Source organism: Neptunicoccus cionae (genome assembly GCF_002860325.1).
Classification (GTDB): domain Bacteria; phylum Pseudomonadota; class Alphaproteobacteria; order Rhodobacterales; family Rhodobacteraceae; genus Amylibacter; species Amylibacter lutimaris.
This window is the reverse complement of record NZ_PKOJ01000006.1, coordinates 71,511-92,259: the sequence shown is the minus strand read 5'-3', so window position 1 is coordinate 92,259 and position 20,749 is coordinate 71,511. Positions and strand designations below refer to the sequence as shown.

22 protein-coding genes and 1 tRNA gene are annotated in these 20,749 nt (G+C 56.7%); 14 read left to right on the top strand and 9 right to left on the bottom strand.

What is annotated here, in order from left to right; translation table 11 throughout:
* Positions 1-73: 73 nt before the first annotated feature.
* Genes C0U40_RS14405 through C0U40_RS14385 form a run of 5 tightly spaced genes read left to right on the top strand, consistent with a single transcriptional unit; the run spans position 74 to position 4,394 of the window.
* Positions 74-979 (top strand): carbohydrate ABC transporter permease, encoded by a 906-nt coding sequence (locus C0U40_RS14405; protein WP_069299272.1) that lies wholly within the window; start codon positions 74-76, stop codon positions 977-979.
* A 1-nt stretch (position 980) separates the two neighbouring features.
* Complete coding sequence (locus tag C0U40_RS14400) at positions 981-1,943, top strand: carbohydrate ABC transporter permease (RefSeq protein ID WP_101656510.1); 963 nt, start codon at positions 981-983, stop codon at positions 1,941-1,943.
* A complete protein-coding gene (locus C0U40_RS14395; RefSeq protein ID WP_101656509.1) occupies positions 1,940-2,227 on the top strand; it encodes a hypothetical protein in 288 nt (95 codons plus the stop codon). The genes C0U40_RS14400 and C0U40_RS14395 overlap by 4 nt, the downstream gene beginning before the upstream one ends.
* Positions 2,227-3,327, top strand: a complete 1,101-nt coding sequence (locus C0U40_RS14390; RefSeq protein ID WP_101656508.1) for an ABC transporter ATP-binding protein — start codon at positions 2,227-2,229, stop codon at positions 3,325-3,327. Before C0U40_RS14395 ends, C0U40_RS14390 begins: the two co-directional genes overlap by 1 nt.
* Positions 3,327-4,394, top strand: coding sequence for an ABC transporter ATP-binding protein (locus C0U40_RS14385; protein ID WP_101656507.1), 1,068 nt, complete (start codon positions 3,327-3,329; stop codon positions 4,392-4,394). Before C0U40_RS14390 ends, C0U40_RS14385 begins: the two co-directional genes overlap by 1 nt.
* Before the next feature lie 5 nt (positions 4,395-4,399).
* Here C0U40_RS14385 and C0U40_RS14380 read toward each other — a convergent pair whose 3' ends face one another.
* The 4 genes from C0U40_RS14380 to C0U40_RS14365 form a co-directional block, all read right to left on the bottom strand.
* Positions 4,400-5,386: an NAD(P)-dependent oxidoreductase gene (locus C0U40_RS14380; protein ID WP_101656506.1), complete on the bottom strand. Its 987-nt coding sequence runs from the start codon at positions 5,384-5,386 to the stop codon at positions 4,400-4,402.
* A gap of 12 nt (positions 5,387-5,398) precedes the next feature.
* On the bottom strand, positions 5,399-6,097 hold the full coding sequence (locus C0U40_RS14375) for a FadR/GntR family transcriptional regulator (RefSeq protein ID WP_101656505.1): 699 nt from the start codon (positions 6,095-6,097) through the stop codon (positions 5,399-5,401).
* Between the two features lies 1 nt (position 6,098).
* Positions 6,099-7,268, bottom strand: a complete 1,170-nt coding sequence (locus tag C0U40_RS14370; protein WP_101656504.1) for a mandelate racemase/muconate lactonizing enzyme family protein — start codon at positions 7,266-7,268, stop codon at positions 6,099-6,101.
* A gap of 75 nt (positions 7,269-7,343) precedes the next feature.
* Entirely contained in the window at positions 7,344-8,231 is an 888-nt protein-coding gene (locus C0U40_RS14365) for a sugar phosphate isomerase/epimerase family protein (protein WP_101656503.1), read from the bottom strand.
* A 327-nt stretch (positions 8,232-8,558) separates the two neighbouring features.
* Between C0U40_RS14365 and C0U40_RS14360 the strand changes: the two genes are divergently transcribed.
* From C0U40_RS14360 to C0U40_RS14340, 5 genes are all read left to right on the top strand, one after another.
* The gene (locus C0U40_RS14360; RefSeq protein WP_101656657.1) at positions 8,559-9,422 is read left to right on the top strand and encodes a sugar phosphate isomerase/epimerase family protein; all 864 of its coding nucleotides are present in this window, start codon (positions 8,559-8,561) and stop codon (positions 9,420-9,422) included.
* A gap of 36 nt (positions 9,423-9,458) precedes the next feature.
* Positions 9,459-10,514, top strand: a complete 1,056-nt coding sequence (locus C0U40_RS14355; RefSeq protein ID WP_101656502.1) for a sugar phosphate isomerase/epimerase family protein — start codon at positions 9,459-9,461, stop codon at positions 10,512-10,514.
* Positions 10,514-11,650, top strand: coding sequence for a Gfo/Idh/MocA family protein (locus C0U40_RS14350; protein WP_101656501.1), 1,137 nt, complete (start codon positions 10,514-10,516; stop codon positions 11,648-11,650). Before C0U40_RS14355 ends, C0U40_RS14350 begins: the two co-directional genes overlap by 1 nt.
* A 160-nt stretch (positions 11,651-11,810) precedes the next feature.
* Positions 11,811-11,884: transfer RNA gene (locus C0U40_RS14345), tRNA-Gly, on the top strand.
* A 53-nt stretch (positions 11,885-11,937) separates the two neighbouring features.
* On the top strand, positions 11,938-13,755 hold the full coding sequence (locus tag C0U40_RS14340) for an ABC transporter transmembrane domain-containing protein (RefSeq protein WP_101656500.1): 1,818 nt from the start codon (positions 11,938-11,940) through the stop codon (positions 13,753-13,755).
* 10 nt (positions 13,756-13,765) lie between these two features.
* Here the strand turns inward: C0U40_RS14340 and C0U40_RS14335 are convergent, their stop codons facing one another.
* Positions 13,766-14,422 carry a YdcF family protein gene (locus C0U40_RS14335; protein ID WP_180957713.1) on the bottom strand — a complete coding sequence of 219 codons (657 nt, stop codon included), beginning with the start codon at positions 14,420-14,422 and terminating at the stop codon, positions 13,766-13,768.
* Positions 14,423-14,631: 209 nt separating this feature from the next.
* On the opposite strand from C0U40_RS14335, the gene C0U40_RS14330 reads away from it, so the two are divergent.
* Genes C0U40_RS14330 through C0U40_RS14320 form a run of 3 tightly spaced genes read left to right on the top strand, consistent with a single transcriptional unit; the run spans position 14,632 to position 15,900 of the window.
* On the top strand, positions 14,632-15,006 hold the full coding sequence (locus tag C0U40_RS14330) for an NADH:ubiquinone oxidoreductase subunit NDUFA12 (RefSeq protein ID WP_101656498.1): 375 nt from the start codon (positions 14,632-14,634) through the stop codon (positions 15,004-15,006).
* Between the two features lie 58 nt (positions 15,007-15,064).
* Complete coding sequence (gene mlaD / locus C0U40_RS14325) at positions 15,065-15,511, top strand: outer membrane lipid asymmetry maintenance protein MlaD (RefSeq protein ID WP_101656497.1); 447 nt, start codon at positions 15,065-15,067, stop codon at positions 15,509-15,511.
* Positions 15,508-15,900, top strand: coding sequence for a DUF2155 domain-containing protein (locus tag C0U40_RS14320; RefSeq protein ID WP_101656496.1), 393 nt, complete (start codon positions 15,508-15,510; stop codon positions 15,898-15,900). Before mlaD ends, C0U40_RS14320 begins: the two co-directional genes overlap by 4 nt.
* Before the next feature lie 19 nt (positions 15,901-15,919).
* Here the strand turns inward: C0U40_RS14320 and aat are convergent, their stop codons facing one another.
* The 4 genes from aat to C0U40_RS14300 all read right to left on the bottom strand — a co-directional run bounded on the left by aat (position 15,920) and on the right by C0U40_RS14300 (position 19,286).
* Positions 15,920-16,549 (bottom strand): leucyl/phenylalanyl-tRNA--protein transferase, encoded by a 630-nt coding sequence (gene aat, locus C0U40_RS14315; protein ID WP_286135004.1) that lies wholly within the window; start codon positions 16,547-16,549, stop codon positions 15,920-15,922.
* A 4-nt stretch (positions 16,550-16,553) separates the two neighbouring features.
* Positions 16,554-17,903: an acetyl-CoA carboxylase biotin carboxylase subunit gene (gene accC, locus C0U40_RS14310; RefSeq protein WP_101656494.1), complete on the bottom strand. Its 1,350-nt coding sequence runs from the start codon at positions 17,901-17,903 to the stop codon at positions 16,554-16,556.
* A 16-nt stretch (positions 17,904-17,919) separates the two neighbouring features.
* The gene (gene accB / locus C0U40_RS14305) at positions 17,920-18,426 is read right to left on the bottom strand and encodes an acetyl-CoA carboxylase biotin carboxyl carrier protein (RefSeq protein WP_101656493.1); all 507 of its coding nucleotides are present in this window, start codon (positions 18,424-18,426) and stop codon (positions 17,920-17,922) included.
* A 116-nt stretch (positions 18,427-18,542) separates the two neighbouring features.
* Positions 18,543-19,286, bottom strand: coding sequence for a DsbA family protein (locus tag C0U40_RS14300; RefSeq protein ID WP_101656656.1), 744 nt, complete (start codon positions 19,284-19,286; stop codon positions 18,543-18,545).
* A 249-nt stretch (positions 19,287-19,535) separates the two neighbouring features.
* Between C0U40_RS14300 and C0U40_RS14295 the strand changes: the two genes are divergently transcribed.
* Positions 19,536-20,684 carry a pyridoxal phosphate-dependent aminotransferase gene (locus C0U40_RS14295; RefSeq protein ID WP_101656492.1) on the top strand — a complete coding sequence of 383 codons (1,149 nt, stop codon included), beginning with the start codon at positions 19,536-19,538 and terminating at the stop codon, positions 20,682-20,684.
* Positions 20,685-20,749: the final 65 nt, after the last annotated feature.

Here is a 20,749-nt window from a genome sequence, read left to right as displayed (position 1 = left end):
CGGGGGCGCTGCGGCGCCCCTTGTTACCAGACCACCGACCCTTTGATTAGAACGAGCGAAGAAGGAACGCCCCGTGCCGACGAATAATATGACCCGGCTTGACCCGAACTCTCAGGCGGCCTCCAGAGGGCTTAGCGACCTGTCGATCCGCAACCTGTTTATAATCCCGACAATCGCCTTTCTGATTATATTCAATATCTTTCCACTTCTGTATTCGCTTGGCTATTCCTTTACGGATTTCCGCGCCTCGACAAATGCGCCGGCGAAATTTGTCGGTCTGCAAAACTACCGCGACCTGCTGAATGATCCGTTTATCTGGAAGAACTTTTCGATCACTGCAAAATACGTGCTGATTTCCGTGACGGGGCAGGTGGTTGTCGGCTTTGGCCTTGCCATGCTGCTCAACCGCGCAATTCCCGCCAAAGGGCTGATCACCACGCTTCTGTTGCTGCCGATGATGCTGTCCATGGCCGTTGTTGGGCTGTTCTGGAAACTGCTCTATGATCCGAACTTCGGGATCATCAACTACTTTCTGGGACTGGGTAAGTTCGAGTGGCTCGCCGATCCGGATATGGCGCTTTGGGCAATTGCCATTGTTGATATCTGGATGTGGTCGCCCTTTGTGATGCTGCTATCACTGGCGGGTCTGTCTGCGGTGCCAAAACATCTGTACGAGGCTGCCGAGATTGACCGTGCAGGCAATATCTACACATTTTTCCGCATCACCTTACCGCTGGTGGCACCGATCCTGATGATTGCGATCATCTTCCGCACGATGGAGGCCTTCAAGACCTTTGATCTGGCCTATGTGCTGTCGTCCCAGCCCACAACAGAACTGATTGCGATCCGCCTGTACAAGATGGCGTTTCAGGAATGGCAGACCGGCATGTCTTCGGCATTTGCCTATATCGTGCTGATCATGGTGGTGGCGATTACCAATATCTATGTGAAATACCTCAACAAAGTGAAGGCGCGTTAATATGGCCGGCGTTCAGACGACTGCAGAAAAATGGACCAACCGCACCGCGATTGCCGCTGTGTTTGTTGCCCTGATTATTATGCTGACCCCGATTTACTGGATTGCGGCCACAGCATTCAAACCCCGTAATCTGGCGACGACAATTCCGCCGACCGTTGTTTACGAACCCACTGTTGCGCCCTTTGTGAAACTGTTCACTAAACGCAGCCAGCTTCGCGAACAGCCCACGCAGGAAGAATACGACACTGCCCCCTGGTGGGAGAAAATGGTTTATGACGGTGGCGAGAAGGTCGTGCGCAACCGCAAGTCCGGCGAGGTTCGCTCCTCCGGCTATGGCGACCGGTTCAAGAACTCGCTTATTGTGTCTGTGATCTCCACCATACTGGCGGTTGGCATGGGGACGTTGACAGCCTACGGGTTCAGCCGCTTCAAGGTCGCCGGAGAGGATGACTGGCTGTTCTTCATCCTTTCAACGCGGATGCTGCCGCCCGTCGTGGTCGCGATCCCGATGTTTCTGATGTACCGTGTGGTTGGGTTGAACGACACCCATATGGGCCTGATCATCCTTTATACTGCCTTCAACCTGTCCTTTGCGGTCTGGATAATGAAGGGATTTATCGACGAAATCCCCCGCGAATACGAAGAAGCCGCCCTTGTAGATGGCTACACCCGCATACAGGCCTTCTTCAAAGTGGTTCTGCCCGAAGCCCTGACAGGGATGGCAGCGACTGCGGTGTTCTGTTTCATCACCGCGTGGAATGAATACGCCTTTGCGCTGATCATGACCAACCGCAACGCGCAGACCGCGCCGCCCTATATTCCGTCACAGGTCGGTTCCGGTCTGCCGGACTGGACCGTGATTGCGGCAGGGACTTTCCTGTTCCTGATCCCCGTGGCGATTTTTACCTTCCTTCTGCGCAATCACCTGCTGCGTGGCATGTCCTTTGGAGCAATCCGCAAATGAGTTTTCGAGAACTGAACTACCGCTTTCTGGCCCCCGGTGCGCAGACGCTGATGATCCTCGGGATTATCGCGCTCTGCCAACCCTGGAGCGAGTTTTTTCACCGCTACGGGCTGACCATGACGCTGTTCGGACTGATCGCCTTTCTGGTGACATCGAAAATCAGTCCTGACGCTCCGGTGCAGGATGATTTCGTCGAGGAAAGTGCCGATGTGCTGGAACTGCAAGGGGATGAGCCTGACGACGTTCGCGAAAAGGGAACCTACAAGGACGGGGGGATCGTCTGATGGCACAGATTGACATGCGCAATGTCCAGAAATTTTTCGGCGCCAATCAGGTGCTTAAAGATCTGGATCTGACAATTGAAGACGGAGAGTTTGTTGTCATGCTCGGCCAGTCCGGCGGTGGTAAGACAACGGCACTGCGGGCGATTGCGGGGCTGGAGACTGTAACTTCCGGCCAGATCCTGATCGACGGGGTGGAGATGCAGCACAAAAAGGCCGCCGACCGCGATATTGCCTTTGTGTTCCAGTCCTTCTCGCTCTACCCGCATATGACCGTGCGCGAGAATATTTCCTTTCCGTTGCGCGCCGTACGTATGGGCGCGGCTGACCGTGAAAAGGCGGTGACAGAAGTCGCAGAAGTTCTGCAAATTACCGAACATCTGGATAGCAAACCTTCCGCGCTGTCCGGCGGGGACATGCAGCGTGTGGCGATTGGCCGTGCGCTGGTGCGGCGTCCCAAGGCGTTGCTTATGGACGAACCGCTCGGTGTGCTTGATGCCAAGCTGCGCGAGCAGATGCGCGCGGAAATCAAACGCCTGCACATCGCGCGGGGGTCGACTTCGGTTTATGTGACCCACGACCAGGTCGAAGCCATGTCGCTGGCAGATCGCATTGTGATCTTACATGATGGCGTGCTGCAACAGGTCGGCGCACCGGAAGAGGTCTACCTGCATCCAACCAATGCGTTTGTGGCGAAATTTGTCGGCAGTCCGGTGATGAACATTCACGAGGCGCAGTTTTCCGGTGTAAACGGCCATTCTTCGGTTCATATCGGAGGGGCCGAGACCGGTTTCCATTTCCCCGAACAATTGATCAATCATGTGCGCAATACAGGGCAGGCGGTGTCGCTCGGCGTGCGGCCCGAAGCGGTACTACTGTCCCACGAGCAACGAGAGGGGTATTTCCTTGCGCAAACCAGTAACATCGAACCGCTTGGCAGCCATGACATTGTGGATGTCCTTGTTGGGGAAACTGTTCTGCGGGCCCGCACTGAAAGCGGCTATGTCGCGCGGGAAGGCCAGCAGGTGTTTGTGAATATTGATCCGGCGCAGGCCCATTTCTTTGACGGGGCGTCCGGTTTGAATTTAAGAGGGGCGAACTGATGGCCGATATTACACTTCAGGGGATCAACAAAAGCTTTGGTCCCAATCGTGCGCTGCGCGATCTGGATTTGGAAATCAAGGATGGTGAGTTTTTCGTCCTTCTGGGCCAGACGGGTGCGGGCAAAACCACAACCCTGCGAGTGATTGCAGGGTTGGAGGTACCGGATTCCGGCAAGGTTCTGATCGATGGGATGGATGCGACCAACTGGAATGCGGCGCAGCGGGATGTAGCGCTGGTCTTGCAGCAATACTCGCTCTATCCGCGGCTGACAGTGCGGGGCAATCTGGAGTTTCCTCTGAAATCGCGTACTCAGAATTTCACGCCCGAACAGATCAAGGAGCGAGTGGAAAAAGCGGCGGAAACCCTGCAAATCACCCGTTTGCTGGATCGCAAGGTGGAACGCCTTTCTGGCGGCGAGATGCAACGCGTTTCGATCGGGCGGGCCATTGTGCGCGAACCCCGCGTGTTCCTGATGGACGAGCCGCTTTCAGCCCTTGATGCCAACCTGCGGGATGTGTTGCGGGTGGAGCTGAAGAAGCTGCACAACGAGCTGGGCGCGACTTTTGTGTTTGTGACCCATGACCAGATAGAGGCCATGTCTATGGGCGACAAGGTGGGTGTATTGAACAAGGGCAAGCTGGTGCAGGTGGGCACGCCTTCGGAAATCTACAATAAGCCTTTGAATACTTTTGTGGCCGGTTCTGTTGGGACACCGCCGATGAACCTAGTGGACGGCACGCTGGAGGGCGGACAAGCCCGTATCAGCGAAGGGTTCAGCCTGCCCGTGACAGCGGGTGGTGCCGCCGCAGGGCAGCCGCTCAAATTCGGTGTGCGCCCCGAAGATCTCGTGCTGGAAAGTGGCGCTCCGGTCGAGGGGCGTGTGTTTGACGTGGAAGATCACGGCGTTATCAAAATCCTGACCATCGACGTGGGGCAGAACCGTCTGCACGCGACAGTCTCCGCACAGATGAAAGTCGCGCTGGATGACGCGGTTCGCTTTGGCTGGAAAGCGGATAAAGTACTGCTGTTCGATCAGCGAAACGGCCGTAATCTGGCTTATGCCTGAAACAATCAGGGCGCGGGAAACCGCGCCTTATAGGCCGGGAGAACTTCCGGATTGCAAAGGTTGTCCGGTGTTTCGCCCGCCAGAATTTGCGCCGTTATCTCGGTAACTTTCTGCCCAAGCCGTAACATGCTTTCTTCGGTAATCCCTGCCATATGGGGCGTCAGAACCACATTCCCAAGAGCCATAAACGGATGATCTATGGGCAGGGGTTGCTGTGCAAACACATCTATTGACGCGCCTCCCAGATGACCCGATTTTAACGCTTCGATCAGGGCGTCTTCATCCACGACAGGACCCCGCGCAACATTCACAAGGATCGCACCTTGCTTCATGGACCGGATCGCATCCTTGCCGATCAAGCCGCGGGTTTGTTCCGTCAGCGGGCAACTCAGCACCAGAATGTCCGAACGCTTCAACAGATCTGGCAGAGAAACCGCTTCCACCGTTTCTGGCAACTTGTCCGGGCTACGGGTATGGGAAATCACAGACATGCCAAAGCCGTTTTGCGCCATATTCGATAGCGTCGTGCCGATGTTGCCAAACCCCAATATACCAAGAGTCCGGCCCGATATCTCGCGCCCTGTAGCTGAATGGCGGCGGCCGTGTTCCCAACCGCCTGCGTGCAAGTCCCGTGTGACCATCGGATTCTTGCGCAGCAGCGACATGGCTGACCAGATGGCATGCTCTGCCACTGTTACCGCATTGGCTCCGCGCACGTTTGTGACCATAACACCTGCCTTGGTGCAATCTTCCATCGGAATCATATCCAGCCCTGCACCATGCCGCACAGCAGCCATAAGGCCTTGTTCACGTGTCACAATTTCCGCCGGAATAGGGGCGCGGACAATGATAATATTCGCACCAACGGATTCTGCCGAGATTGCTTCGGGTGTTGGTGCAGAAGCCACCTTCAGCGTGCCGAGTTTGGCAAGTGCCTGGCTAACTTCAGGATGAAGGCTGTGGGTGGAGAAAATCAATGGGGTCTCGGCCATAGCGGGCTCCGGTTATTTTGAGGTGTCGTCGCCGGATGGTTCCAGCAGTTCTGTCCAGTAACTGCGGGCATTGCGCAGGTGAGAGTTCATCAGCGCCTTAGCCAACGAACCGTCCCGATGCACAAGGGCGTCAAAGATTTGCATGTGATCTGCATGGGATTTGCGGCTGCGTTCTTCTTTTTCGAAATATACCGGCAGGCGGGTTTCGCTTAGAACGTAGAAGGTAGTGCAAATGTTGTGAAAGATAGAGTTCTGCGTGGCGCGCACAATTTCGAGGTGGAACTCATGGTCAAGACGGGCGAGCCCCTGACCGTCCGCGATCCGCTCTTCCGAGGCTTTGAGGATTTCGCGCAAACGTTCGAAGTTTTCTTCCGTTGCCCGCTCGGCTGCCAGTTCTGCGGCCTGGATTTCGTGGATTTTCCGCACTTCCACGGCTTCGTAAATCTGAAGAGGTTCCAGCGGAATGCCGGCGCGGGCGTAGAACGCCATCTGCTCGATCCCGTGCTGGTTCTCTTTGACGTAAATTCCGGATTTGGCGCGGCGCTCGATCAGTTCCATGGCTTCGAGAATGGCGAGTGCCTCACGGATCTGGCCGCGGCTGACTTCAAAATGCTCTGCCAGTTCCCGCTCTGAGGGCGCTTTGCCCGAGTTGGATTTTGCCACTTTCAAAAGGTGGCTGGCCAAAGTGGGAAGGAACTGATTTTCCTGCATTTTACCCCTGAATTGCGTAGGCTCTGACGGCGGCCTCGTTCATATCTAACCCTATACCCGGAGTTTCGGGAATTGCAATCATACCATCGCTTACCGTGACCGGCGCTGTGGATAATTCATGGATCATCGGATTGGCCCCGAGCGAGAATTCAACTGTGAATGCCGCTGGAGAGGCCGCGCATACCTGAAGCCCCGCAAAGAAACAGGGGGCGCCTGCCCACAGGTGGGGGGCCAGCCGCAGGTTGAAGGTGCTGGCCAGAGTTCCGATTTTCATCGCTTCGGAAATACCGCCACAATTGGCCGGATCAGGCTGGAATATGTCGGCAGACCGCAAGGTTGCGAGATCGCGGAAGTCAAAGCGGGTCGCCTCGGATTCACCGGCAGCGATGGGAATATGTGTGCTGGCGCGCAATTCGGCCATTCCCAGTTTGTCATCGCCTGTCACTGGCTCTTCGAACCATGCGAGGTCCGCGTCGCGGCACAGGTGGGCGAAACGTTTTGCGCCTGCCACTGGAAAGGTGCCATGGGCATCTACCATAATATCCACGTTCGGCCCCAAAGCCTTGCGCGCCGCGAGTACCCGTTCGGCAGATCCGTTCGGGGAGGGGTCCATCGCGCCGACCCGCATCTTCACAGCCTTGAAACCGCCTTTGTCGATATAGGATTGTAACTGCTCGCCAATATTGTCCTTATCGGCCCAACCTCCGGAGGCATAGGCCTGCATCCGGTCCGCCTTGCGCCCGCCAAGTAACTGCCAGACAGGTTTGCCTTCGGATTTCCCGAGAATATCCCAAAGCGCGATGTCGATGGCGCTGATGGCGGCAATGGACATGCCGCGCCGCGCGAAATCGGGCATGGAGTGTCCTGCAATTGCAGATTTTTCGGCCCGTACACCGTTATACAGATCCTCCCAGATCACGGACACATCCGCTGGATCGCGACCGATGATGCGCGGCCCGAATTCATGGTTCAGCAGATGCACCAGCGTGGCGTAGTTGCCCGCGCTGCCCGCTGCATTCTTACCTTCGCCCCAACCAACGACGCCGTCATCGGTCTCCAGCCTCAGGATTGCCGCATCAAAGGTGCGCAGACGACCGAAATCGCTGACATGCTGTTGTTCGGTTTCAATGGGAATCTGCACCCACCAGGCCTGAGCCGACTTAATGCGCATGACGTGTCCTCGGATTTACTTGGAGCCGGGCGCGTTGGGAGACCGCGCGCCCGGCTGTTGCAGGGCAAGCCCCGGTTACTTCATCAAGGGAAGAAGGGTTTCAGCGGTGATTTCCATCTGCCGCGCGTAGAAATCTTCGGACAGCAGGGAAGACCCGTGATCCTCGATGAACTTCAACTGCTCCGGTGAGATGTCCACCGGATTTTTCTCTACCATATCTGGGTAGGGTGCTGCTGGCGTGCGATCTACCGGAGCCACGAACTCATTGGTCAGAGCACCATCATACCCGATTTCCTTCAGCGTCCCGACGATTTTGGGCCAGTCTAGGTGGCCCAGCCCTGCGGCGAAGCGGTTGTTGTCTGCTACATGGAAATCAAACAGACGATCGTTGGCAAGGCGAATTGCATCGTAAATGTCGTCCTCTTCGATATTGAGGTGGAAGGCATCAAGGCACACGCCGCATTCCGGGCTGACCGCATCTGCCAGCGCCAGTGCCTGTGCACAGCGGTTGAACAGATAGGTTTCGAACCGGTTCAACGGTTCTACAGCGATCTTCACCCCGACCTTTTTGGCGTGGTGGAAGCATTCCCGTGTCGCATCAACCACCCATTTCCATTCTTCTTCGGGTGTTCCGTCCGGTACAACCTTCCCGACAGTGGCAGGCACCAGCGTGATAATCTCACCTTCCAGTTCGGACACCATCGTCAGAACGGCTTTGACGTAGTCTACAGTTTTTTCCCGCTGGACCTGGTCCTTGGCTGCAAGGTTGCGATCACCGAGTGTAAGCGTCACAGCGCCCCAGCACCGCATACCGGTGTCTTTCAGTAAGGCGCGGGTTTCTTTGGTATCGTACTGATCCGGCTCGCCCGAAATTTCGATACTTTCATAGCCGTATTGTTTGATCCGGCGCACGGTCGTCTCCAGCGGTTCCGCGCGCATCCAGTTGTGTGTCGAAAGATGCATTCCTGTCCTCCCAAAGGTCTGTTTCACACCCGTATTACCCCTGCGCTTTTCCGTTCTGCGCCAAGGGAGTGCTTAAATTGGTTAGACCAGATAGCATCGTAATTTCCAATTGGTCAAGAGTTGGTTTTCAGGTTTTTTAGCTTTCGAATATGTCCTGCGATAGGAATTACCCATAAAAAATTGGATAAAAGGCGATATTTTAAAGCGACTCGTCTATTAATTCGGTTTGACCTGCTCGTATTATTTGGTATGACCAGATTGTGATGTGGCCGAGTCTGCGGGCTTTGTGCGCCCGCACGCGCCAGATACGGGTTCAAGGGGATGATGATGAAAATCGGGATGTGTATGTTCTTGTGGACCACCCATATCGGCCCGGAGCATGAATCTCTGCTGGCTGCGATTAAGGAAACCGGCTTCGACGGGGTGGAGATTCCCGTATTTGAAGGCACACCAGCGCATTTTCAAAAGACCGCAAAGATGCTTGACCGGATTGGATTGGAGCGCACGGCGGTTTCTGCGATGGGTGATCCGGCAATGAACCTGATCTCTGCGGACCCGACCACGCGCAAGGCCGGGCTAGATTTTATGGATTGGGCCCTTGAATGCACGGCAGCGCTGGGTGCGACGCAGATCAGCGGGCCGCTGCACTCCACGCTTGGCCAGTTCAGCGGTGAAGGTCCAACAGAGGCAGAGATCGGTCATTTCCATGAAACCCAGAGGCAACTCGGTGATCTGGCGGCCGGTCACGGAGTCGTGGTGGGGCTGGAAGCTTTGAATCGCTTTGAATGCTATCTGGTCAATACAATGGATGCGCTCTGTGGACATGTGCGCAAAATCAATCACCCGAATATCACCGCAATGTACGACACGTTTCACGCCAATATCGAGGAAACCGACCCGATCGGTGCGCTGACCCGCAACATCGATGTGATCAGTCACATTCATATTTCCGAGAACGACCGTGGCGCGCCGGGGCGGGGGAACATCCCTTGGGCCGAGACGTTCGAGGCAATCGCGCAAACCGGTTATGACGATTGGCTGACGATCGAGGCCTTCGGGCGCGGTCTGCCCGATCTGGCAGCTGCCACAAAGGTCTGGCGTGATTTTGCCGACAGCCCCGAACAGGTCTACCGCGAAGGCTACGCCCATATTCGTGCCTGTATGGAGAAGGTGGGCCTGAATGCACAATGAAGATTGCGAAATGAGAAGAACGAGGGAGGAATACTCATGAAAACCATCAAAGGACCGGGCCTGTTTCTGGCGCAGTTTGCAGGTGATGAAGCGCCGTTTAATTCCTGGGACGCGATCACTAAATGGGCGGCTGATTGCGGTTACAAAGGTGTGCAGGTTCCCAGTTGGGATGCACGTCTGATTGATCTGGAAAAGGCGGCCACTTCAAAGGATTACTGCGATACCTTTAAAGGGCAGGCGCAGGAAAACGGGGTGGAGGTGACGGAACTTTCAACCCACCTGCAGGGCCAGCTTGTGGCGGTGCATCCCGCCTATGATACCGCTTTTGACGGGTTTGCAGATCCTTCTGTGCACGGGGATCCCAAGGCGCGCCAGGCTTGGGCGGTGGATCAGGTAAAGAAAGCGATTTCCGCCTCTCACAACATGGGGATCACGGCACATGCGACCTTTTCGGGCGCGCTGGCGTGGCCCTATGTCTATCCGTGGCCACAACGTCCCGAAGGGTTGATCGAAACCGCTTTTGACGAACTGGCGGCGCGCTGGCGTCCTATTCTGGATCATGCCGAAGAAAATGGCGTTGATATTTGCTATGAAATCCATCCGGGCGAAGACCTGCACGACGGGGTTACTTTCGAGATGTTTCTGGAGCGGGTAGACAATCACGCCCGCTGCAACATGCTCTATGACCCGTCCCATTACGCGCTGCAGTGCCTTGATTACATTGACAACATCGACATTTACAAAGACCGGATCAAGATGTTTCACGTCAAGGATGCGGAGTTTAATCCAACGGGGCGGCAAGGGGTCTATTCGGGCTATCAATCTTGGGTCAACCGCGCGGGGCGGTTCCGCTCGCTCGGGGACGGGCAGGTGGATTTCGCGGCGATCTTTTCCAAAATGGCGGCGCATGATTTTGACGGTTGGGCTGTGGTGGAATGGGAATGTTGCCTGAAGCACCCCGAAGACGGCGCCCGTGAAGGGGCCCAGTTCGTTAAGGATCATATCATCCGCGTAACCGAACGGGCCTTTGACGATTTCGCAGACGGGGGCGCGGATGAAGCCGCAAACCGCAAGATGCTGGGGATAGACTAATGGCGGAACGTATCAGACTGGGCATGGTCGGCGGCGGGAATGATGCCTTTATTGGCGGGGTTCACCGCATTGCTGCACGGATTGACGACAGATTCGAACTGGTGGCCGGTGCGCTATCCTCAACGCCGGAAAAGGCGCAGGCCAGCGGCGCGGCACTTGGCCTTGCGCCGGATCGGACCTATGACGATTTCAAGCAAATGGCCATCCGCGAGGCGCGTTTGAAGAACGGGATCGAGGCCGTGTCGATCGTAACGCCGAACCATGTGCATTACGCCGCAGCGCGGGAATTCCTGAAACGGGGGATCCATGTGATCTGCGACAAGCCCCTGACCGCGACCTTGCCGGATGCCCGCAAGCTGGTCAAAGCGGCAGAGGCGTCTGATGCGCTGTTCGTACTGACCCATAACTACACCGGCTATCCGATGGCGCGTCAGGCCCGCGAAATGGTCGCCGCCGGTGATCTGGGTGATATTCGCGTGGTGCAGGTGGAATATCCGCAGGACTGGATGACAGAGGAAGTGCACAACAAGCAGGCCGACTGGCGTACCGATCCCGCGCGCAGCGGGGCAGGTGGCTCTATCGGAGATATCGGTGTTCATGCCTATAACCTCGCTTGCTTTGTTACCGGACTGGAACTGGAATCCCTTTCGGCGGACATGCAGAGTTTTGTTGCGGGACGACGTGTGGATGACAACGCCCATGTATTGTTGCGCTGGAAGGGTGGTGCACGGGGCATGTTGTGGAGTTCTCAAGTCTCACCAGGCAATGAAAACGCACTGAGGTTGCGGGTTTACGGCACCAAGGGCGGGCTGGAATTTGCGCAGGAAGACCCGAACTATCTGTGGTTCACACCTCTTGGAGAGCCAAAGCGCCTGATCACGCGGGGCGGGGCAGGATCGGGTGCAGCGGCAGGACGGGTTTCCCGCATTCCCCCCGGCCATTCGGAAGGCTATCTCGAAGGATTCGCCAACATTTACAACGAAGCAGCAGAAGCGATTCTTGCCAAGCGGGACGGGAACGCACTGCCCGAAGGGGTGGTATTCCCCACTGTTCAGGACGGCTTGAAAGGTGTGGAATTTATCGACGCTTGCGTCCGATCTTCCGGTCGGAATGCCGCATGGGTGGACTTGCCTTAGAGCGCTGAAAATCCATTTTTTAAAGAAATTTTCATTACCCGTTGGAAAGGCTGCATCTGTTGGCGTGGGTGCAGCCTTTTCTTTTTGCTGGAATTTCCCGACTTTCTGCAAACTGTTTCTTGACCATCCGCAGGCTTTGAAATAGTACCTGAAACTCGGCGCGGGTATGGTGAAATGGTATCATAAGAGCCTTCCAAGCTTAAGGTGCGGGTTCGATTCCCGCTACCCGCTCCAAATCCACCCTAATACACTGTTAAGGTGGCGAACTGCGGACCGCCGGAGTATGCATGGCCCAGGATCAGAGCATGTCAGCCGACCCGCAATCCCGTGAGAAATCCAAAACTGTCGGACCCTTGCGCGGGCTTGCCCCTTTTTTAAAACCCTATCGCCTGATGATTGCCCTCGCGGGATTTTCATTGGTTGTCACTGCGGCGCTGTCGCTGGTGCTGCCGCTCGCTGTTCGGCGGGTGGTTGACGGTTTTTCTTCCGGCTCCACCCAGTTGATGGACCAGTATTTCGGTGCAGCGATTGCAATCGCAGGTCTTTTGGCGGTGGGGACAGGGTTCCGGTATTATTTTGTCACCCGATTGGGCGAGCGGGTCGTCGCAGACATCCGCAAGGCAGTGTATTCCAAAATGATCGGGATGAGCCCCGCCTTTTTTGACAAGGTGATGACGGGGGAGGTTCTCAGCCGGATCACAACGGATACCACATTGATCCAGTCCGTTATCGGATCATCCGTGTCGGTGGCGCTGCGCAATGTGCTGATTTTCTTTGGCGGCCTTATCCTTATGATGTTCACCTCCGCCAAGCTGACAGGCGCGGTTCTGTTGTTGGTGCCGTTCGTTCTGGTGCCGATTCTGGTGCTCGGGCGACGGGTGCGCCGGTTGAGCCGCGAGAATCAGAACAAGATTGCCGAAAGCTCCGGTAATGCTTCCGAAACGCTGCTGGCAGCCACGACAGTGCAGGCATTTACCCATGAAACACGCAGCCGTGCGCGCTTTGATACACTGACCGAGGAAGCTTTTGACGCTGCGCGCCAGCGGATTGGTGCCCGTGCGTTGACGACCGTCATCGTGATTTTCCTGATCTTTACGGGCATTGTCGGTGTTTTGTGGATGGGTGCGCGGGATGTCCGCGCCGATGTGATGAGCACCGGGGCGCTGGTGCAATTCGTAATTTATGCGGTGCTTGTTGCCGGTTCGGTAGCGGCTCTTTCCGAAATCTGGAGCGAGCTGCAAAGAGCAGCAGGGGCAACCGAACGGCTGGTCGAGCTGCTTCACGCGGAAGATCCGGTGCAGGATAAGCCGGATACAAAGCAGATGTCCGCAGCGATCAAGGGGGCGGTTGCATTTGAGGGCGTGACATTCCGCTATCCGGCCCGCCCCAAGGCCCCCGCACTTGACGGGTTCAGTCTTGATGTAAAAGCAGGTGAAACGGTGGCGCTGGTCGGGCCTTCCGGCGCAGGGAAATCAACCGTTTTCCAGCTGCTGCTTCGTTTCTTTGATCCCGATACAGGCCGTGTCACACTTGATGGGATGGATATTGCCGACCTGCGCCGTGATGCCTTCCGCCAGTTCGTTGCCTACGTGCCTCAAGATCCGGTGATCTTTGCGACTTCTGCGATGGAAAACATCCGTTTTGGCCGCCCCGATGCCAGCGACGCCGAAGTTATCGAAGCCGCCAAAGCCGCCGCAGCGGACGGTTTCCTGACCGCTTTGCCCGAAGGCTATGACAGCTTTGTCGGAGAGCGCGGCGTGATGCTTTCGGGCGGTCAAAAACAGCGGATTGCGATTGCCCGTGCCATCCTGCGGGATGCGCCGGTTCTGCTGCTGGACGAGGCCACGTCAGCGCTTGATGCAGAAAGCGAGCAAGCGGTGCAGAAGGCAGTGGATCGTCTGTCGGCGGATCGAACAACACTTATTGTTGCGCATCGTCTGGCCACGGTGAAACGGGCGGACCGCATTATTGTGCTGGATGGTGGGAAAGTGGTGGCGCAGGGCACCCATGATGCGCTGGTGGCGGAAGGGGGGCTTTATGCCCGTCTGGCCCGTTTGCAGTTCACGGCCGGTATGGGTGACCTGATCGACGAACCTGCCGGATAGGCGCGTCGCCTTAGTACAGCAGAGTGTTCCTTTCTGCATCACTTGCGGTCCATAGGCCCGCCGCCTGCCAGACCAGATACCGTGTGGCATTAAACCAATAGGCCAGCGATTCCCGCAGCACCATTATGGCGCCGCCCTTAATGCTATCGCCCCTGAATCTGCGGGCGTGGATCAGGGTGATTTCTCTTGCTCCGAAAACTTTGAAGCTGGCCCAGCTGCGGGGCAGGTGAAATCCCTCTGTTACCAGTATGATATGCGAGGCATTTTGCCAGTCCGTTCGGCTGAACAGCGCGTTTTGCAGCGTGGAGTGGGATTGGTCTTCTATCAGGATCGCCGCTGCGTCGATCCCCTGATCCATGGCCCGCCGTGCCATCTGGTGGCCTGCTGCCGGTGCCCCTTCAACCAGTGCGCCGCCTGTGAACAGAATTTTCGGCGCAGCCCCCGCCTGATGAAGCGCGATGCCCCGATCCACCCGCACAGTGGTCGAGCGATGCAGGCGACCATCCGCAGACATGCCACCCCCCAAAACAACGATCAGATCCGCTTTGGGCTGTTCCGTTTCCCACAAGGGTTGCAGCGTGGCGAAGCCGGTAATGAAAACCACAGTCCCAAGGTAAACTGACAGAAAAACTGCCAACGCACGACGAAAGATCGAAAGAAGGGCCATCGCTTTTCCTTTGCGACTGAAAACACGCCTCCAAGGCTGGACGCGTGGCGCGGAATAGGCCATATAAGGCCCAGCTAGACAAGTGTAAGGTGCCACCCAGCCAAACTCGGTAATTTGTGGTAGTTCGGACATTAAAGGCAGATGACAAAGCTTGCGGACGGAGGGGCAGACAGCCACGACCGACGCGGTAGGAGCAAAAGAGTAACGTGATGAATTCTATCCTGCGATTGTTTACATGGTGGAACGGCCAGACCCTGAACACCCAGTTCTGGACATGGCGCAATGGTGTCAAAGTCGGTTCGGATGACGAGGGAAACCAGTTCTATGAAAACAAGGACGGGACACGGCGCTGGGTGATCTACAACGGCGAGGCCGAAGCAAGCCGGATTTCCCCTGAATGGCACGGCTGGCTCCACCAGACCTATCAAACGCCACCGACCGAAGCCCCGCTGCCCCGTAAGAAATGGGAAAAAGAGCATCTGGAGAACTTGACCGGCACGCCTTTGGCCTATGTCCCAAGTGGCAGCATGCGCTCTCCGACTCCGCCCCACCGCGCGGACTACGAGGCTTGGCAGCCCGAGTAAACCCGTCCGGGTTACTTCAGGTTTTGACAGTCAGCATCCGCTGGAATAGGGGGCCATTATGGCAAACAGTGCAGCAGAAACAGCTATCGGTGCAGTGGTACTGGTCGCAGCGACCGGTTTTTTGTATTACGCCGCAAATGCCGTTGGCGTCTCGGGCACCGGTGACAGCTACACGGTGAACGCGTCTTTCCGCTCTGTCGAGGGGATTTCCCTTGGCACGGATGTGCGGTTGGCCGGTGTTAAAATCGGCACTGTCACAGGGCTGGATCTGAACCCGCAAACCTTCCGCGCCGAAACCGCACTGGCGGTGGATAAGGACATTGTCCTTCCTGACGATTCTTCGGTGGTGATTGCTTCCGAGGGCCTGCTTGGCGGGAATTTTGTGGAAATCGTTCCGGGCGGATCCGAGTTCAATCTGGAAGACGGGGGTGAACTGCTGGACACGCAAGGTGCAGTCAGCCTGATTTCCCTTCTGCTGAAATTTGTGAGCGGCTCTTCTGAATGAAGTTGCTGTCGCTCCTTTGTGCTGCTGTGATGGTGCCGGCTGTTGTCTTGGCCCAAAGTTCGGTAAAAACCAAGAACGGTGACATCGTACAGTTGCGTGCGCTTGATACCATCACCGGCGAGGTGCAGGATATTGATCTGCCTGTCGGTGACACCACCGTCTACGAGCGTCTTATGATAGCAGCCAAGGATTGCCGCTATCCGGCTGGTAACATTTCGGCAGATGCCTTTGCTTATCTCGTGATCCGTGATGTGCGCGAGAATGATCCCGCCTTCGAGGGCTGGATGATTGCCTCCAGCCCTGCATTGTCGGCGCTGGAACATCCCCGCTATGATGTCTGGGTTGTGCGCTGCAAGATTGCAGGTGCAACAGAGCAGGGAAGCGATTAACCCGGCTTCCGGTGTCGCGTCATCGTTTCAGATCGGCCAGCAATCGCGCGGCATCCGGCGTGTCCGGCGCAGTGAAATCTGCATGCTTTTGCAAAGCCTCTCCCAAACGCTGGTGATAGTCCTCCCGCGGGATCTCAATCGCACCAAGGCTTTCCAGATGGCTGGTGATGAACTGGGTATCAAACAGGTTGAACCCGCCTGCACGCAGACGGTGTACCAGATAGCTCAGCGCGATTTTTGATCCGTTCGTGGCTTTGGAGAACATGCTTTCGCCGAAAAACGCCCCGCCCAGCGTGACGCCGTAAACCCCACCGATCATCCTGTCGCCGCGCCAGACCTCCAGCGAATGGGCAAGACCCATGTCGTGAAGGGTGCAGTACAGGCTGAAGATTTCCTTGTTGATCCAGGTTTCCGCACGGTCGGCACAGTGTTCAAGCGTCAGGCTGAAGTTGCTGTTGATCCGCACGGAATAGTCTTCCTTGCGGATCGCCTTGGCCAGAGACCGGGAAATGTGGAACCCGACCAGAGGCACAATGCCGCGATCGGTCGGGTCCACCCAGTAGATTTCGGTGCTGGCAGCGGTGTCTGCCATCGGGAAAACCCCGCTGGCATAGGCACGCACCAACAGCTCCGGTGTTACATCTGACACGAGATCAGGCGGGGTTCTTTTCTTCCAGCCATTTTTCCAGCCAGTGGATGTCATAGTCGCCGGTCTGGATGTCAGGCTCCTGCAACAGATCGTGGAACAGCGGAATCGTGGTATCCACACCGTCAACGATCAGTTCCCCCAAGGCGCGGTGCAAACGGGCAAGCGTCGCTTCGCGGGTGGTGCCGGTGACGATCAGCTTTGCAATCAGACTGTCGTAATAGGGCGGGATTTTATAGCCTGCATAAAGCGCGCTATCCATCCGTACCCCCAGACCGCCCGGTGCATGGAAGTGGGTGATCGTTCCGGGACAGGGGCTGAAGTTTGGCAGTTTCTCGGCATTGATCCGCACCTCGATGGCGTGGCCCTTGATGCTGAGCTCGTCCTGAACAAAGGTCATTTCCTCGCCGGCGGCAACACGGATCTGTTGTTTGACCAGATCGACACCGAAAATCGCCTCGGTCACAGGGTGCTCTACCTGCAAACGGGTGTTCATTTCGATGAAGTAAAACTCGTCGTTTTCATAGAGAAACTCGATGGTGCCGGCACCCGCATAGTTGATGTCCGCCACGGCATCCGCACAGGTCTTACCGATACGGGCGCGCATTTCAGGCGAAATGCAGGGGCCGGGGGCCTCTTCGAAGACCTTCTGGTGGCGGCGTTGCAAGGAACAGTCCCGTTCCCCCAGATGCACCGCACGGCCTTTGCCGTCACCAAAGACCTGAACTTCGATGTGGCGGGGCAGGGTGAGGTACTTCTCGATGTAGACTTCGTCATTGCCAAAGGCGGCCTTGGCTTCTGAGCGGGCGTTGTGGAAGGCGTCTTCCAGATCCTTCCGCGTCTTGGCCAGTTTCATGCCACGCCCGCCGCCACCGGCGGTCGCTTTGACGATGACAGGAAAGCCCATGTCGTCAGAAACCTTATAGGCTTCTTCCAGTGTATCCACACCGCCGTCCGATCCCGGTACACAAGGCACGCCCAGCTTGCGCATGGTGTCCTTGGCAGTGATCTTGTCGCCCATGATGCGGATATGTTCCGCAGTCGGGCCGATAAACTTGATCCCGTGATCTTCCAGAACCTGAACAAACTGCGCATTTTCCGACAGGAAACCGTATCCCGGATGCACCGCTTCGGCGCCCGTGATTTCGCATGCGGAAATGATTGCAGGGATGTTCAGATAGGAGAGCGCACCGGAAGGCGGGCCGATGCAGATGCTCTCGTCTGCCATGCGCACATGCATCGCATCGCTGTCGGCAGTGGAATGCACGGCAACCGTCTGGATACCAAGTTCTTGACAGGCGCGAATGACGCGCAGCGCGATTTCACCCCGATTGGCGATGAGGACTTTAGAGAACATAAGCGACGACCTTTAATTATTCGAGGATGACGAGCGGCGAGCCGAATTCGACAGCGCTTCCATCTTCGACAAGGATGCGTTTGATCGTGCCAGCGCGCGGCGCGGGGATCTGGTTCATGGTTTTCATGGCTTCCACGATCATCAGGGTCTGGCCTTCGCTGACCTGCGCGCCAACAGAAACGAATGGCTGCGCGCCCGGTTCGGGTTGCAGGTAAACTGTGCCAACCATCGGGGAGGCCACTGCGCCCGGATCTTCAGCCGGATCGTTGGAGGCCGCTGTTGCTGCCGGTGCAGCAGAAGCCGCCGGTGCGGGGGCTGGTGCAGCAGGGGCTGCTGGTGCGGCAAAAGCTTGTTGCGGGGCCGATACTGTCGTTGTCGCTGCGTAGCGTGTAACGCGCACGTTCAAGCTCGAATTGTCGTCATAGTCCCGTTTGACCTGAATTTCAGCAAGGTCTTTGGCACTGACAAGATCAGAAAGTGCTTCGATAAAGGCGACGTCGGCGTCCTGGTGTTTTTTTGACATCAAGGGGTCCTTAACCTGTGGGCGTCTGTCTAAATGCAGACGTATCCGTCTATATAGGGGGTTTCTCTGCGCGATAAAAGCACAGAGTGCGGGGGCGTGTGCTTGCAGTGCGGCGCTTATTGCGCGCGCACTTCCGCCACGATATTTTCCATGTCCGGCAACGGCAGATAACCGCGCAGGATTGTGTCTTCGATCACAAAGGAGGGTGTTCCTGACACTTGCAGCTTGGAGCCGAGTGCGCGGACGCGGGCAATATGCTCTGAAACTTCTGGGCTTTCCATGATCTCGACCAGCGGTTCGAACTCGATCCCTGCCTGCTCCGCAAGAGTGGGCATGGTCTGCGCGTTTACAGGCCCTTGAAAGGTCATCAGAATATCATGCAGCGTTAGATAGGCTTCGTTGCCATAGTGGCGCAACGTGGCAATGGCCATGCGGGAAGAAGCGTCGCTGTCTGCTCCGAGAATCGGGAATTCCTTAACAACCCAGCGGATATTCCCGTCAGTTTCCAGCAGTTTCGCCATATCGGCATGGGCCTTGCGACAGTAACCGCAGCGGTAATCCAGAAATTCCACGATGGTGATATCCCCGTCCAAGTTTCCGCCCACATAAGAGATGCCGTCGTTGAAGATTTCATCCGAATTCTGCGACAGAATTTGCGCATCTGCCTGCGATTCGGCTTGTTGTTCACGGTCCCGCAGAACCTGCATGGCTTCCAGAAGGACTTCGGGATTGTCGAGAAGATAGGCGCGGACCTCTTCCCGAAAGCTGGCCCGCTCTTCGGACGTCAGATTGTCCAGATCACTGGCCACGGCGGGAACCGCAAGGGCACTGATCAGGGCGGCGATTTTCAAAGATTTCATGGAAGGTCCGATCATTCCTAGTCCGTTTTAATTTGGCTCCGGGCGGTTTGATGCGCGGTTTCCGCGCGTCACCCTGATACGTTAGCGCCCGTTTGCCATAAATCGAGGGCCGGTGAAAGTTCGATTCCACACAGCCCGTTGCCAAAGCCGAAAAGGGAGGGGCTCTGCCGCTGCCCTTGGCCCTATTGACGGCACACCCGCCGCCTGAAACAAACTGCGCTCAACAAGATGCAGTGTAGGAGCGACAGGATGCGGATTTCAAGTCGGGGCGCGGTTGATCCCTTTATTGTGATGGACGTGATGGAGGCCGCTCAGAAAGAAGAGGCAAAGGGCCGTTCGATCATTCACATGGAGGTGGGCCAGCCCGGAACCGCCGCTCCGCAGGCTGCGCGGGATCTGCTGACGGCTGAAATGGCGAAAGACCCGATGGGATATACTGTGGCTTTGGGGCGTCCCGATCTGCGAGCCCGCATCGCGCAACTATATCAGGACTGGTATGGTGTGACCCTGTCGCCGGACCGGATCATTGTCACGGCCGGATCTTCGGCAGCCTTCACGCTGGCATTCACCACGCTTTTCGATGCGAATGAACGGGTGGCAATCGGAGAGCCTGGCTATCCAAGCTACCGCAACATCCTCAAAGCCCTGTCGCTGGAGCCTGTGGGCATCCAGACCCAAGCGGAAAACCGTTACCAGCCGAGCCTTGAGGACGTGAAAGCAGAGCCTGATCTTGCAGGGCTGTTGGTGGCCAGTCCGGCCAATCCGTCGGGTACGATGCTGGACAAACCGGCATTGAAAGAGCTGATGGACCACTGCGCCGCGCAGAATATCGCCTTTATCTCTGACGAGATTTACCACGGTATCCAGTATGAAGGCCGCGCCGTTTCCGCGCTGGAAATCAGTGACGATGTGTTCGTGATCAACTCTTTCTCGAAATATTTTTCCATGACAGGCTGGCGGATCGGCTGGATGGTGGTGCCGCAATCCCACGTGCGTGCGGTGGAACGTCTGGCGCAGAATATGTTTATCTGCGCGCCCCATGCCGCCCAGATTGCAGCCCTTGGCGCAATGGATGCCGAAGCAGAACTGACCGAGAACTTTGCCGTTTACGCCGAAAACCGCCGTTTGATGCTGGAAGAACTGCCCAAGATGGGATTTGACCGGATCGCACCACCGGACGGGGCGTTCTACGTCTACGCCGATATCACCCGTTGGAGCGACGACAGCGCCGCGTTTTGCGCCGAAATCCTGCGGGATGCCGGTGTGTCCGTTACGCCGGGGCTGGATTTTGACCCCAAACGCGGGCACCAGACGATCCGGTTTTCCTATGCCCGCTCGGCCGCTGATATTCGCGCAGGGCTCGACCGGCTTGCTGCGTTTATGGCGAAACGGGGCTAACAGCAGACTTTACCAATGGCCTGTGCAGATGTATCTAGCGGCCTGACAGATCAAGGACATCCGAG